At 67.1% G+C, this 13,329-nt stretch carries 14 protein-coding genes; 8 read left to right on the plus strand and 6 right to left on the minus strand.

Annotation, left to right across the window (positions count from 1 at the left end; genetic code table 11):
* Positions 1-76: 76 nt before the first annotated feature.
* On the minus strand, positions 77-478 hold the full coding sequence (locus AB0L60_RS00200; protein ID WP_364605181.1) for a cytidine deaminase: 402 nt from the start codon (positions 476-478) through the stop codon (positions 77-79).
* A gap of 301 nt (positions 479-779) precedes the next feature.
* On the opposite strand from AB0L60_RS00200, the gene sdhC reads away from it, so the two are divergent.
* The 4 genes from sdhC to AB0L60_RS00220 are packed head-to-tail and all read left to right on the plus strand — an operon-like array spanning position 780 to position 4,164.
* Positions 780-1,172 (plus strand): succinate dehydrogenase, cytochrome b556 subunit, encoded by a 393-nt coding sequence (sdhC, locus tag AB0L60_RS00205; protein WP_364605183.1) that lies wholly within the window; start codon positions 780-782, stop codon positions 1,170-1,172.
* An 8-nt stretch (positions 1,173-1,180) separates the two neighbouring features.
* Complete coding sequence (locus AB0L60_RS00210) at positions 1,181-1,612, plus strand: succinate dehydrogenase hydrophobic membrane anchor subunit (protein WP_364605185.1); 432 nt, start codon at positions 1,181-1,183, stop codon at positions 1,610-1,612.
* Between the two features lie 15 nt (positions 1,613-1,627).
* Positions 1,628-3,397, plus strand: coding sequence for a succinate dehydrogenase flavoprotein subunit (gene sdhA / locus AB0L60_RS00215; RefSeq protein WP_354830187.1), 1,770 nt, complete (start codon positions 1,628-1,630; stop codon positions 3,395-3,397).
* Positions 3,397-4,164, plus strand: a complete 768-nt coding sequence (locus AB0L60_RS00220; RefSeq protein ID WP_354830189.1) for a succinate dehydrogenase iron-sulfur subunit — start codon at positions 3,397-3,399, stop codon at positions 4,162-4,164. The genes sdhA and AB0L60_RS00220 overlap by 1 nt, the downstream gene beginning before the upstream one ends.
* A 147-nt stretch (positions 4,165-4,311) precedes the next feature.
* On the opposite strand, the gene AB0L60_RS00225 is transcribed toward AB0L60_RS00220, so the two are convergent.
* Positions 4,312-4,935: a PadR family transcriptional regulator gene (locus AB0L60_RS00225; RefSeq protein WP_364605188.1), complete on the minus strand. Its 624-nt coding sequence runs from the start codon at positions 4,933-4,935 to the stop codon at positions 4,312-4,314.
* A 126-nt stretch (positions 4,936-5,061) separates the two neighbouring features.
* On the opposite strand from AB0L60_RS00225, the gene AB0L60_RS00230 reads away from it, so the two are divergent.
* Positions 5,062-5,526 carry a hypothetical protein gene (locus AB0L60_RS00230; protein ID WP_364605190.1) on the plus strand — a complete coding sequence of 155 codons (465 nt, stop codon included), beginning with the start codon at positions 5,062-5,064 and terminating at the stop codon, positions 5,524-5,526.
* A 202-nt stretch (positions 5,527-5,728) separates the two neighbouring features.
* Positions 5,729-6,619 carry a phenylalanine 4-monooxygenase gene (locus tag AB0L60_RS00235; protein ID WP_364605192.1) on the plus strand — a complete coding sequence of 297 codons (891 nt, stop codon included), beginning with the start codon at positions 5,729-5,731 and terminating at the stop codon, positions 6,617-6,619.
* Here AB0L60_RS00235 and AB0L60_RS00240 read toward each other — a convergent pair.
* Entirely contained in the window at positions 6,616-7,233 is a 618-nt protein-coding gene (locus AB0L60_RS00240) for a TetR family transcriptional regulator (RefSeq protein WP_364605194.1), read from the minus strand. The genes AB0L60_RS00235 and AB0L60_RS00240 overlap by 4 nt on opposite strands.
* A complete protein-coding gene (locus tag AB0L60_RS00245) occupies positions 7,223-8,737 on the minus strand; it encodes an MFS transporter (protein WP_364605196.1) in 1,515 nt (504 codons plus the stop codon). The genes AB0L60_RS00240 and AB0L60_RS00245 overlap by 11 nt, the downstream gene beginning before the upstream one ends.
* Positions 8,738-8,977: 240 nt before the next feature.
* Between AB0L60_RS00245 and AB0L60_RS00250 the strand changes: the two genes are divergently transcribed.
* Together AB0L60_RS00250 and AB0L60_RS00255 are read left to right on the plus strand one after the other, a co-directional pair.
* Positions 8,978-9,649, plus strand: coding sequence for a SnoaL-like polyketide cyclase (locus tag AB0L60_RS00250; RefSeq protein WP_364605198.1), 672 nt, complete (start codon positions 8,978-8,980; stop codon positions 9,647-9,649).
* Between the two features lie 84 nt (positions 9,650-9,733).
* A complete protein-coding gene (locus AB0L60_RS00255; protein WP_364605200.1) occupies positions 9,734-11,074 on the plus strand; it encodes a serine hydrolase in 1,341 nt (446 codons plus the stop codon).
* 4 nt (positions 11,075-11,078) lie between these two features.
* On the opposite strand, the gene yhjD is transcribed toward AB0L60_RS00255, so the two are convergent.
* Positions 11,079-12,092, minus strand: coding sequence for an inner membrane protein YhjD (yhjD, locus tag AB0L60_RS00260; protein WP_364605202.1), 1,014 nt, complete (start codon positions 12,090-12,092; stop codon positions 11,079-11,081).
* 38 nt (positions 12,093-12,130) lie between these two features.
* Positions 12,131-13,156: a tryptophan--tRNA ligase gene (gene trpS, locus AB0L60_RS00265; RefSeq protein ID WP_364605204.1), complete on the minus strand. Its 1,026-nt coding sequence runs from the start codon at positions 13,154-13,156 to the stop codon at positions 12,131-12,133.
* Positions 13,157-13,329: the final 173 nt, after the last annotated feature.

The raw sequence follows: 13,329 nt of genomic DNA on the forward strand, positions 1-13,329 counted from the left end.
ATGCGCCCGGCCCGATGTGCACGGATTCCCGCGCGCGCCACGGCGATCAGCGGTTATAGCACTCGAGCACCGACGGTCAGAGTTGTCCGGCGGCGAGGTCGCCGGGGCCGAAGGAGTCCGGCAGCAGGGTGTTCAGGGTGAGCGGGCCGTCGTGGTGATCGACGAGCAACTCGCCGCCACCGTGTTCGAGCAGGATCTGCCGGCAGCGTCCGCAGGGCATGAGCACGGCGCCTCGGGAATCGCAGACCGAGACCGCCCGGAGTCGCCCGCCTCCGGTCGAAATCAAGTTACCGACCAGTACACATTCGGCACAGAGGCCCAAACCGTATGAGATATTTTCCACATTGCAGCCGCTCACCACGCGATCATCGGCGGTGAGAGCCGCGGCCCCGACGGGGAATCGGGAGTAAGGGGCGTAAGCCTCTTGCATGACTTCAAAAGCCTTGCCACGCAGGGTCTTCCAGTCAATATCCGACATTTCGGACCATCCTCCCATGGACGTGGCAGCACCCGCGCGATAGGCGTTCCGCCTGGTCGCAAAAATCAGGAAAGGCAAACCTAACTCACAACAATTTGGCCCAACGAGCGGCACGCCGAATTAGTTCCCCTTCACAGCGGGGTTTAGAGTTCACGACAGATCGGTTCAGGTACCCGAAGCGGGCCTGCAGCACTGCCACCGGACGTGTGATTCCGCTCGTGAGCAGGTGGTTTCGACAGTCCGAAGGCTCCGCGCCGGATTCTGACCGGGTCCATCAACGACGTTGGAGGCACCGCACTCTATGACCACGCTAGAAGCTCCGGCCAAGCCGAAGCGGACCCTGTACCGAGGCGACCCCGGCATGTGGTCCTGGGCTCTGCACCGCATCACCGGCGTGACGATCTTCTTCTTCCTGTTCGTCCACGTCCTCGATACCGCGTTGGTGCGAGTCAGCCCGGACACCTACGACCACGCGATCGAGACCTACAAGAACCCCGTCGTCGCCCTGATGGAGATGGGCCTCGTTGTCTGCGTGCTGTTCCACGCGTTCAACGGCATCCGCATCATCCTGGTCGACTTCTGGTCGCAGGGCCCCCGTTATCAGCGGCAGATGCTCTGGGTCGTGCTGGCGATCTGGATCGTCGTCGCCGGCGCCGGCGTCGGCCGCCAGTTCTTCTACCTGCTGACGAATTGAGAGCCGACATGACCGCACCCGTTCTCGGCAAGTCCTACGACCGCCCCGCCTCCCTCGACGCTCCGCGCGCCCCCCGTCGCGCCGGCGGCAACAACTTCGAGAAGTACGCCTGGCTGTTCATGCGTGCCTCCGGCCTGCTGCTGGTCGTGCTGGTCATCGGCCACATGACGATCATGCTGATGCTCGACGGCGGTGTGCACCGCCTGAACTTCGCGTTCGTCGCCGGCCGCTGGGCCTCGCCGTTCTGGCAGATCTGGGACCTCACCATGCTGTGGCTGGCCCAGCTACACGGCGGCAACGGCCTGCGCACCGTCATCGACGACTACGCGCGCAAGGACTCCACCCGCTTCTGGCTGAAGACGCTGCTGGTCGTGTCCATGATCCTGGTCATGGTCACCGGCACCTACGTGATCTTCACCTTCGACCCCAACATCAGTTAGGAACAGGCCACCTCGATGAGTGAATCCCGACCGATTCAGGAGCACCGCTACGACGTCGTGATCGTCGGTGCCGGTGGCGCTGGAATGCGTGCGGCGATCGAGGCCGGTCCTCGGGTCCGCACCGCCGTGCTGACCAAGCTCTACCCGACCCGCTCGCACACCGGTGCGGCGCAGGGCGGTATGTGCGCCGCGCTCGCGAATGTCGAAGAGGACAACTGGGAGTGGCACACCTTCGACACCGTCAAGGGTGGTGACTACCTGGTCGACCAGGACGCCGCGGAGATCATGGCCAAGGAGGCCATCGACGCCGTGCTCGACCTGGAGAAGATGGGCCTGCCGTTCAACCGCACGCCCGAGGGCAAGATCGACCAGCGTCGCTTCGGCGGCCACACCCGTGACCACGGCAAGGCGCCGGTGCGCCGCGCGTGCTACGCCGCCGACCGCACGGGCCACATGATCCTGCAGACGCTCTACCAGAACTGCGTCAAGCACGACGTGCAGTTCTTCAACGAGTTCTACGTGCTGGACCTGATCCTCACCGACACCGACCGTGGCCCCGTCGCCACCGGTGTGGTCGCCTACGAGCTGGCCACCGGTGAGCTGCACGTGTTCCACGCCAAGGCGATCATCTTCGCCACCGGTGGTTCGGGCCGCATGTACAAGACCACCTCCAATGCCCACACCCTCACCGGTGACGGCATGGCGATCGTGTTCCGCAAGGGGCTTCCGCTGGAGGACATGGAGTTCCACCAGTTCCACCCGACAGGCCTCGCCGGCCTGGGCATCCTGATCTCGGAGGCCGTGCGTGGTGAGGGCGGCATTCTCCGCAATGCCTCCGGTGAGCGCTTCATGGAGCGCTACGCGCCGACCATCAAGGACCTCGCGCCGCGTGACATCGTCGCGCGCTCCATGGTGCTCGAGGTACGCGAGGGCCGCGGCGCCGGCCCGAACAAGGACTACGTGCTCATCGACGTGACCCACCTCGGTGAGGACGTGCTCGAGGAGAAGCTCCCCGACATCACCGAGTTCGCCCGCACCTACCTGGGTGTGGACCCGGTCAAGGAGCCGGTGCCGGTCATGCCGACCTGTCACTACGTCATGGGTGGCATCCCGACCCGCATCCGCGGCGAGGTGCTGCGCAACAACACCGACATCGTTCCCGGCCTGTACGCCGCGGGCGAGTGCGCGTGTGTGTCCGTGCACGGCGCCAATCGTCTGGGCACCAACTCGCTGCTGGACATCAACGTGTTCGGCCGGCGCGCGGGCATCGCCGCCGCCGAGTACGCCGCGCGTGCCGAGTTCGTGGACATGCCGGAGAACCCCGCGCAGATGGTGCAGGACTGGCTGGCCGGCCTGCTCAGCGACCACGGCAACGAGCGCGTCGCCGACATCCGCACCGAGCTGCAGAACTCCATGGACGACAAGGCCGGTGTGTACCGCACCGAGGAGAGCCTCAAGTCCATGCTCGAGGAGATCCAGGTCTTCAAGGAGCGCTACTCGCGGATCACCGTGCAGGACAAGGGCCGTCGCTACAACAGCGATCTGCTCGAGGCCGTCGAGCTGGGCTTCCTGCTGGAGCTGGCCGAGGTGACCGTGGCGGGTGCGGTGAACCGCAAGGAATCCCGCGGCGGCCACGCGCGCGAGGACTACCCGGACCGCGACGACGTCAACTTCATGCGGCACACCATGGCCTACAAGACCAGCCCGGAGCTCATCTCCGACATCCGCCTGGACTACAAGCCGGTGGTGCAGACCCGCTACGAGCCGATGGAGCGTAAGTACTGATGACTGCTGTCGCTGAAACGCCACAGAAGCCGGCTCCGGTGCCGGACGGGTCGACCATGATCACGGTCAAGATCGCCCGCTTCAACCCGGAGGACGGGAAGGGCCAGCACTGGGACGAATTCAAGGTTCCGGTGCTGCCGACCGACCGGTTCCTGAACGTGCTGATCTACATCAAGTCCTACCTGGACGGCACGCTCACCTTCCGCCGCTCCTGCGCGCACGGCGTGTGTGGCTCGGATGCCATGCGGATCAACGGCGTCAACCGCCTGGCGTGCAAGATCCTCATGAAGGACATGCTGCCCAAGGGCGGCAAGGAGCTGACGGTCACCGTCGAGCCGATCCGCGGCCTGCCCGTCGAGAAGGACCTCGTGGTGGACATGGAGCCGTTCTTCGACGCCTTCAAGGCCGTCAAGCCGTACCTGATCACCCGTGGCAACGAGCCGACGTTCGAGCGCATCCAGTCCCAGCACGACCGCGCCCGCTTCGACGACACCACCAAGTGCATCCTGTGCGCCTGCTGCACCACCTCCTGCCCCGTGTACTGGAGCGACGGCAGCTACTTCGGCCCGGCCGCGATCGTGAACGCGCACCGCTTCATCTTCGACAGCCGTGACGAGGGCGCCCGCGAGCGCCTCGACATCCTCAACGATGTCGAGGGTGTGTGGCGCTGCCGCACCACCTTCAACTGCACCGACGCCTGCCCCCGTGGCATCGAGGTCACGAAGGCGATCCAGGAGGTCAAGCGCGCCCTCCTGTTCGCACGGTAAGGATTACCCACTCCCGGGACCCTCAGGGGTGAACCCCTGAAACCCCGGAGCCCGGGGCGAAACTCGAAGGCCGCCCGCATCTTCGGATGCGGGCGGCCTTGTCGTATTGCGGGCCAAGGCCGTTCGCGTGTGGTGCGCGCTGTTCGCCTACACCGTGGTCTGGTCCTGGAAGCGCGCCAGGGATTCCCACGACCAGGTCAGGCTGCCGTCGGCGAGGTCGGCGAGAACGCCTTCCAGCCAGTGCGATTCGGCGGCGATGAGAGCGCGCTGGTATTCGTCCTCGAGCATGGTGATGCGCGGCAGCCCGAACTGCCCGGCCTGCGCCATGCCCGCGTCGATCGCCTCCAGGTCGGCCCGCCGGGCGGCGGCCCGCTTCTCGAGTTCGACGTGCGCGGCGGCGGGGGTGAGCAGCATCAGAAACGACAGTGCCGCGGGGAATTCCGGGAATTCGTTGCGCGGCGTGCTGACCATCTCGTTGATCCAGGCGATGCACGAGGTCCGGCCCGCGTCGGTGATCTCGTAGACGGTGCGCTCCGGGTACTGCTGATCGCGCCCCGTCTCCCGCACGGCCACCAGGCCGGCCTCCTGCAGGCGCGCGATCGTCTTGTAGAGCTGCGCGCGCTGCCCCACGTTCACGACCTTGTCCTTGCCCCACTCCTTGATGCGGCGCTGGATGGCGTACGGGTGCATCGGCTCCAGGTGCAGGATGCCGAGCACCGCCATGGCCAGGGGCGACCGCTTGAACGGCGTGGCCTGCGTCGATGCTGTCATACCGCCCATTCTACTAGGTGCCCAAAAACTAGTTTCGAAGAACTAGTTGCATAGTAACTAGTTTATGTGCCACTATTGAGGAGCAGGCGAACCCGACCAGCACCACCACTCCGAAAGGACAGAGCCATGAACACCGGCGCCGACACCGTCAAGATCCACACCGACCACGCCACCACCAAGCATCTGGGCGACTGGACCCACTCCTCCTCGTTCGAGGTGAAGGCCCGCTACGGCAGCGTCGTCATCGACCTGCGCTCACCCTGGATCGAGGGCGAGCAGGAGATCGTGGTGCACGCCGACCTCGACCACGCCATGGTCAAGCTGCTGGTCCCCGAGGACGCGGTCATCGACCAGACCGCGCTGGCCTGGACCGGTCGCGGCCGGGTCAAGGACATGGCCCGCCCGCAGGATGCGGCCGGCCGCGTCATCCGGCTCACCGGTTCCAGCACCAAGAGCGAGTTCCGCATCCACCGCGGCGGCATCGCGGTGCTGTCGGCCCTGTTCAGCCGCGAGTTCTTCGAGGACGCCAAGCAGGCGCACCGTGAGGGCCGCACCCCGACCCTGCTCGACCCGGCCAACGCGCCGCGCTGATCACCACCTCCCGGCGGGCCCGGCTGCAAACGGGCCCGCCGGGAGACCGGCCGAGCCGCCGCGTTGGATACGGGTACAAATGCCTACCTGACAGCGGCTCGCCACTCGTCGTTCATCGACACCGACGCCGCCCAGCTGGTCAATCTGACCAGCTGGGCGGCTTTTCGTTGTCTAGATCACATGCCGGTGCTTGCATCGAAGTATGTTCACCGAGGCTCAGCTGTACTCGCCGGTCACAAAGGGGACCGACGGCGATGTGACAGTGCACTTGAGCGACGAGCATCCGGGTGTGCACGACCCCGTGTACCGGGCCCGCCGCAATGCGATCGCCGCCATGGCGCTGGAGTACCGGCCCGGGGCACAGGTGCCGCGCATCGACTACACCGCGGAGGAGCAGCAGGTCTGGCGGATCGTCTCCGCCGAACTGGCGCGCAAGCGGGAGCGCTACGCGTGCGCGGAGGTGATCACGGCGGCCGGGCGCCTCGGGCTGCCCTCGGACCATATTCCGCAACTCGACGAGGTGACCGCGAAGCTGTTGCCGCTCACCGGATTCCGGTACGCGCCTGCCGCCGGACTGGTGCCGCTGCGGGAGTTCTTCGGCTCGTTCGCCGACCGGATCTTCCACTCCACCCAGTACATTCGCCACCACTCCGCGCCGCTCTACACCCCCGAGCCGGACGCCGTGCACGAAATCCTCGGGCACGCCAATCAATTGGCCAGCCCGCGCTTCGCGGCCGTGTACGAGACGGTCGGCGCGGCAGTGGCCCGCCTGGAGACCCAGCGGGCGCTGAAGTTCCTGGCCGACGTGTTCTGGTTCTCGATGGAGTTCGGGGTGCTGCGCGAGCACGGCGAAGTGCGCTGCTACGGCGCGGGCTTGCTGTCCTCGTTCGGGGAGATCGAGGAGTTCCGCCAGGCCGAGCTGCGGCCGCTGGACATTCACGCCATGGGGACCATCTCCTACGACATCACCCACTACCAGCCGATTCTGTACTGCGCCGAATCCGTCGGCGAGATCGAGGATGTGGTCGGCGGGTTCTTCGAGACCATGACCGATGAGACGGTGGAGCGGCTCACAGCAGTGGAACCAGCCTAGAGCGGCATACCCGCCTCGAGGAAGTCGATCACGCGCATGATCTGCTCCGGGGTGAACGGCGCCTCGCCGATGAACGCGATCATCGCTCCACTGAGCGCACCCGCGAAGGCCCGCACCTCGAAATCCCCTGCGGCACGGCCGGTTCGCCGCGCGATGATCTCGACGATCAGTTCGATGCTGCGCTCGAACTCCCGGGCCACCGCTCCCCGGAGCTCCGGAATCGAGTAGAGCAATTCCACCCGCTGCTGCTCGAAGGCGAATTCCTCGGGCGACAGGGACGCGAAGGAATCGAGGGTGGCCTGCTTGAACGCGGCCAGCATGGACAGTTCCTTCGGCTGCTTCTCGATGGACGCGATCATGATCGGGTCCAGATCGTCGGCCAGCGCCACCTGCTCCTTGGAGGGGAAGTACCGGAAGAAGGTGCTGGGCGAGATGTCGGCGGCCGCGGCGATCTGCTCGACCGTGGTCTCGTTGTAGCCCTGCTCGCGGAACAGGCGGAACGCCTCGGTGCGAATGGTGCGGCGGGTGCGTTCCTTCTTGCGTTCACGCAGGCCGCCCCCGGCCGCGGTCTTCACCGGGGCCGGAGGCGTCGCGGAGGCAGTCTCAGCCGACATGAACCGATTGTCCCGCATCGAGATCGGTGGTCACGACCGGATCCTTGCGGCGGATCACGAAGGCGGCCAGCACCGCGGCGACCGCGCAGATGGCGGTGCAGACCCACAGCATTGCGCTCATGCCGTCGACGAAGGCGCTCTGCACGTGGGCCAGCAGGGCCGGGTCGCCGAGCTTGCGGGCCACGCCGACCCCGGCGTTCACGCCGTCGGAGATGGGTGCGCGGTCGAGATCGCCCAGGCCGGAGCGGTACTGGGTGGACAGCACGGTGCCGAGGATGGCGACGCCGATGGTGCCGCCCGCCTGCCGCAGCGCCTGCAGCAGCGCGGATCCGGAACCAGCCCGCTCGGGGGTGAGGTCGTCGGTGGCCGCGCCCATGGCCGCGGGCATCACGAATCCCATCCCGAGTCCGAGCAGTACCAGCGAAGCGGCCGCGAAGCCGTATCCGCTGTCCGCGGTGATGAGCGCGCCCATGGCGAGACCGGCCGCGAGCAAGGCGAATCCGGCAACCAGCACGGTGCGGACACCGACCTTCGGCAGCAGCTTGTCCACCACCCGAGAGCCGGCGGCCAGGCCCGCGATGAGCGGCAGCAGGCGCAGGCCGCTGCCGAGCGTATCGGCTCCCAGCACCGCCTGGAAGTACTGCGGCATGGTGAAGAACAGGCCGAACATCGCGAAGTTCACCAGCACCATGAACACTGTGCCCCAACGGAATCCGGGCTCACCGAAGAGTCCGAGGTCGACCAGCGGGTGCGCGGTGCGACGCTGCCACAGCACGAATGCTCCACCCAGGACGACGCCCGCGGCGATGGCGGTCCAGGCCAGGACGTCGCCCCAGCCCTCCTGACCGCAGCGGATGAAACCGTAGGTGATGCCGAGCATTCCGGCCGCGGACAGCAGAGTGCCGGGCAGATCGATGCGGAAAGTGCTCTCGCTCTTGGATTCCGGGACCAGCAGGCCGACGGCGGTCGCGCCGATGATCACCAGCGGCACATTGAGCAGGAAGGCCGAGCCCCACCAGTAGTGCTGCAGCAGCCAGCCGCCCACGATCGGGCCCAGGGGCAGGCCGATGGCGGTCGAGGTGATCCAGATGGTGATGGCCCGCTGCCGTTCGCGCTGCTCGGGGAAGAGGGTGGGCAGCACCGCCATGGACAGCGGCATCATGATCGCCGCGGCCAGGCCGAGGACCACGCGGCCGGCGACGAGCTGGCCGGAGGACGTGGCGAAGGCGCACGCCACCGAGGCCACGCCGAACAGCAGCAGCGCGGCGAGCAGGAACTTCTTGCGCCCGTATCGGTCGCCGAGGGCTCCCGCCGGGAGCATGAAGCCGGCCAGGGCCAGGGTGTAGGCGCTGCTGAACCACTGCAGCGCGGAGGTATCGGCGTGCAGGTCGACCGCGAGGGTGGGCAGGGCGACGGTGAGCACGGTGACGTCGAGGCCGATGGTCAGCATGGCGACCGCCAGGGCTCCCAGCGCCAGCCAGCGGCGCACTCCCTGAGCTTTCATGACAGTTCCAATCATTTGGGATCTTCTCGATAATGAGAGAATCTCTCATTTCGGAGAGACTGTCAATTCTTGTCGTGTCATGGGTCGAGGCGGACCGGGATGGGGTGAATCACCATTCCGCTGTCTGGTACTGGAGTCCCAAATGCTTGTCGCGACATGAAGTCCCCGTGCTGTTACCGTCATGCGGTCCGTTTCTGAGATCGATGACCCCCCAACGGGTCTGGACACGTGAGGCACGAAATGACCGACCAAGCAACCGAATCCGTCGAGACCCCGCTGCACCTGCAGGGCCGTGACGCCGTCATAGCCGCTGCGGCACCGGAGGATTGGCGTGAAGGCGCGCCCGACTACCACCTGAGCAAGGAAGTCATTCCGGTCGAGCGCACCACCCAGCACGCGCCGGATTCGCTGGAGCACATCGTCGAAGAGCTGGTGAAGGTCTTCGAAATGGAGGTCTCGCACAAGAAGGACCCGGCCACCTGGGTGTCGCTGGTAGCCGAGCACTACCGCGGCCGCGTCAACGGCGGAAACTGGCAGGACGCAGAGGAATTCGCGAGCATCGGGTCCTACAACATCCTGATCGGCGAGAACCCCTTCTACGACGCCGCGGGCGAGACCTTCGAGACCTCGCACAAGATCTTCCACACCGCGTTCCCGGGCGGCTTCTTCTGGGAGGTGCTCGAGGTGCTGTCCGGCCCGCCGACCGTCACCTTCAAGTGGCGCCACTGGGGTCGCTACGAGGGCGAGTACAAGGGCCACCAGCCCACCGGCGAACTCATCGAGATGACCGGCGTCACCATCGCCAAGGTCTCCGAGGACCTGCGCATCCTCGAGCTCGAGCACTTCTACGACAACAACAAGCTGCTCGGCCCCCTGGCCCACGGCTGCCCGGTCACCCACACCGCCAACTAGCCGCTCCCCCAAGCCGACACGGTCGCGGCCGCGCCGCGGCACATCGCGCGCCGGGGTGACCGGTCGGCTATAGAGTCTGGCGCGATGAGTATCCGCAGGTATTCGCGCCGAACCGTGCACCCGGCCGCTGGTCGGCGGCGCGCCCCCCTTGTCACCGTCGCGGCCCTGGCGGCTGGTCTCACCGTGTTCGCCGGGGTCGCCTTCGGGCCGCTACCGGGTGCGGCGCAGGCCCAACCGTCCGCCACGACAACGCCGTTCACCACACCCAATACCGACGGCTGCCCGAACAAGACGGCTCCGCCGCCGCCCATCGACACCTCCGAGACGCCCGAGCCGGGGCAGACGGCGCCGGCGGCGCTGCCGATTCCGAATCCGCCGATCGGGGGCAAGCAGCTCGGCGGGTGCGGCGTCATCCTGCCGTCGGGGGCGGGGCCGCTGCCGGAGGGGATCTCGGCCACCGCCTGGGAGGTGGCGGATCTGGATACCGGGCGGGTCATCGCGGCCAAGGATCCGCATGGGCGCTACCGGCCCGCCTCCACCATCAAGGTGCTGCTGGCGTCGGTGGCGATCCCGGCGCTGGACCTGGACAGGACGGTGATCGGCACGCAGGACGACGCCAATGCCGACGGCACCCGGGTCGGCATCGGACCGGGTGGGCACTACACCAACAAGCAGCTGTTCCAGGCGCTGATCATGGCGTCGGGCAATGATGCGGCGCATGCCATCTCGACCCAGCTGGGCGGGGACGACGCCACCGTCGCCAAGATGAACACACTCGCGAAACAGTTGCAGGCGTTGGACACCCGGGCCGCCACGCCCTCGGGTCTGGACGGGCCGGGCATGAGCATCTCGGCCTACGACCTGACGCTGCTGTTCCGGCACGCGATGACGCTGCCGCTGTTCGCGGAGCTGATCCACACCGAGCAGGTGGACTTCCCCGGCTACCCGGCCGACCCGAAAAACCCTGACGACAAGGATCATCCGGGCTTCCCGATCGGCAACGACAACCATCTGCTCTTCGAGTACGACGGCGCGATCGGCGGCAAGACCGGCTACACCGACGACGCCCGGCAGACCTTCGTCGCGGCCGCGCAGCGCAATGGCCACCGCTATGTGGTGACGCTGCTCAAGGCGGACGTGCGGCCCTTCCGGCCGTGGGAGCAGGCGGCCAAACTGCTCGACTACGCCTTCGCGCTACCGGCCGGCGCGACCGTGGGCAGCATGCCCGACGGCAGCTCCGAAGGCGCGAATCCCTCGGTGGCACTGGCGAGTCCGCCCGCCCGGACCGATGCCGAGCCCGCCCCGGCCGCGGATTCCGGTTCCAGCTCCGACCACCACGATCTGCGGATCGCCCTGATGGCCGTCGGCGTGGTCCTGGTCCTGGTGCTGCTGTTGAGCGCGCGCCGGATGAACCGCCGCCGCTGAGCGGTCAGCGGCGGCGCAGCATCGAGAGCAGTGTCGCCGCAAGGGCTCCCGCGCCGAACCAGGCCGCACCCGCTCCGGCGGAGAGTCCGCCCGCGGTCATCCGGGGGCGGATGATCGCGGGGGCGGGCGGCGGGATCTCGGCGGGCACCTCGTTGTCCGCGGCCGTGGCGGCCCAGGCGGTGGCGAAGAGGATGATCCGCGCGGTGAAGTAGCTGAAGACCATCAGGCCGATGATCGGCCCGAAGACCACCCCGGCCGGGCCGTTGACCACCGATCGCAGAATGATCGAGGCCAGCTGCTTGAACGCCTCGAAGACGACCGCCGCGATCATGGCCGCGCGGGCGGCGCTGCGGAAGGTGACCGGATGCAGCGGCAGGCGCGCGATGATCCAGACGAACACGGCCCAGTTCGCCACCACCGCCAGCACCAGCGACGCCACGGTGAGCAGGACCTTCGCCCAGGCCGCCTCGTGCACGTGCAGGCGGTCGAGCAGGTGGGTGATCAGGCCGCCGGAGGCCAGCACGGACAGGCCGAGGGAGACGAGGATGGCGAGGAACAGCCCGATCAGCGCCAGCACGTCGGAGACCTTGGCGTGGAACCAGTTTCGCTGCTTACTGGGCTGATCCCACTGCTCGCTGAGCGCTGCCCGCAGGTTGCCGATCCAGCCCAGCCCGGCGTAGGCGCCGGTCACCAGACCGATGGAGCCCACGCCCGTCCGCGACTCCACGGCCCGATTGATCAGGTCGTTGATCTGGCCGCCCGCGTCGCCCGGAATATTCTCGACGATCTTGTTCTGAATATCGGTGAGCCACTGCGGATTCCGCGACAGCACGAAGCCGGCCACCGCGAAACCCACCATCAGCAGCGGAAACAGCGACAGCACCGTGAAATAGGTGATGCCCGCGGCGTAGTAGTCGCCGCGCTGACGCTGATAGCGCTCGCCCGCGCGGACCACGTGATCCAGCCAGGGACGACGCTGGATCTGCCGCGCGATCCACGCCTTCACGTTCCCGAACACACCGCCACCTCCGCACACCCGGCCGCGCGGCGGCCGGTTCAGCGGGCCAGGAAGCCCACCCGGTCGTACACCTGCGCGAGAGTCTTCCCGGCGACCTCCCGCGCCCGCTCGGCCCCCGCTGCGAGGATGCGGTCGAGTTCACCCTGGTCGGACATGTATTCTTGCACCTTCGCGCGCAGCGGCGTCACGAACTCGATGAGTGCGTCGGCGGTGTCCGATTTCAGGTCGCCGTAGCCCTTGCCGGCGTAGTCCTGCTCGAGCGTGACAATCGGAGTGTCGGTCAGCGAGCTGAGGATGACCAGCAGATTGCTCACGCCCGCCTTGGTCTCCGGGTCGTAGCGGATCTCACGCTCGGTGTCGGTAACCGCGGAGCGGATCTTCTTCGCCGAGACCTTGGGATCGTCGAGCAGGTTGAGCAGGCCCGCGTCGCTGTTGGCCGACTTGCTCATCTTGGCGGTCGGATCCTGCAGGTCGTAGATCTTGGCGGTGCCGGTCACGATGTGCGGCTCGGGCACCACGAAGGTCTTCTTGTAGCGAGTGTTGAAGCGCTGCGCCAGGTTTCGGGTCAGCTCCAGGTGCTGGCGCTGGTCCTCGCCGACCGGCACCAGCTGAGCCCGGTAGAGCAGGATGTCGGCGGCCATCAGCACCGGGTAGGTGAACAGACCGACGGTGGCGTTGTCCGCGCCCTGCTTGACCGACTTGTCCTTGAACTGGGTCATCCGGCTCGCCTCGCCGAACCCCGTGATGCAGTTCAGCACCCACGCCAGCTCGGCATGCTCGGGCACCTGGGACTGCACGAACAGCGTGGACTTCTTGGGGTCCAGCCCCAGCGCCAGCAGCTGCGCGGCCGAGATCTTGACCCGCGTACGCAGCTGCTTCGGGTCCTGCGGCACCGTGATGGCGTGCAGGTCCGGAATGAAATAGAAGGCGTCGTAGTCGTCCTGCAACCGCACCCAATACTGCAGCGCGCCAAGGTAGTTGCCGAGGTGGAAGGAATCGCTGGTGGGCTGGATTCCGGACAGGACCCGCTGCTTACGCTCAGCGGCGGCTTCAGGACTCGACATGGCTCGAGCTTAATTTGCCCCTCCGCTTCGCTCCGGGGCGGGTTCGCGGCCCCGAGGTCTCGATTCTTCCCTCCTCCGCTCCTCCGCTTCGCTCCCCCGCTCCAAGGCGGAGGTCTATTCCAGCCGCGGTCCAGAATCGAGACGGCCGCGAACCACTGGGTCGTCCGACAAAT

Source organism: Nocardia sp. NPDC051981 (assembly GCF_040680715.1).
In the GTDB taxonomy this organism is placed as follows: domain Bacteria; phylum Actinomycetota; class Actinomycetes; order Mycobacteriales; family Mycobacteriaceae; genus Nocardia.

Coding starts and splice junctions, on each gene's coding strand:
- AB0L60_RS00235 (WP_364605192.1), top strand. CDS start 5,729: ATGTTCACCGAGGCTCAGCTGTACTCGCCGGTCACAAAGGGGACCGAC.
- AB0L60_RS00240 (WP_364605194.1), bottom strand. CDS start 7,233: ATGTCGGCTGAGACTGCCTCCGCGACGCCTCCGGCCCCGGTGAAGACC.
- AB0L60_RS00250 (WP_364605198.1), top strand. CDS start 8,978: ATGACCGACCAAGCAACCGAATCCGTCGAGACCCCGCTGCACCTGCAG.
- AB0L60_RS00225 (WP_364605188.1), bottom strand. CDS start 4,935: ATGACAGCATCGACGCAGGCCACGCCGTTCAAGCGGTCGCCCCTGGCC.
- trpS (WP_364605204.1), bottom strand. CDS start 13,156: ATGTCGAGTCCTGAAGCCGCCGCTGAGCGTAAGCAGCGGGTCCTGTCC.
- sdhC (WP_364605183.1), top strand. CDS start 780: ATGACCACGCTAGAAGCTCCGGCCAAGCCGAAGCGGACCCTGTACCGA.
- sdhA (WP_354830187.1), top strand. CDS start 1,628: ATGAGTGAATCCCGACCGATTCAGGAGCACCGCTACGACGTCGTGATC.
- AB0L60_RS00210 (WP_364605185.1), top strand. CDS start 1,181: ATGACCGCACCCGTTCTCGGCAAGTCCTACGACCGCCCCGCCTCCCTC.
- AB0L60_RS00255 (WP_364605200.1), top strand. CDS start 9,734: ATGAGTATCCGCAGGTATTCGCGCCGAACCGTGCACCCGGCCGCTGGT.
- AB0L60_RS00200 (WP_364605181.1), bottom strand. CDS start 478: ATGTCGGATATTGACTGGAAGACCCTGCGTGGCAAGGCTTTTGAAGTC.
- AB0L60_RS00230 (WP_364605190.1), top strand. CDS start 5,062: ATGAACACCGGCGCCGACACCGTCAAGATCCACACCGACCACGCCACC.
- AB0L60_RS00245 (WP_364605196.1), bottom strand. CDS start 8,737: ATGAAAGCTCAGGGAGTGCGCCGCTGGCTGGCGCTGGGAGCCCTGGCG.
- AB0L60_RS00220 (WP_354830189.1), top strand. CDS start 3,397: ATGACTGCTGTCGCTGAAACGCCACAGAAGCCGGCTCCGGTGCCGGAC.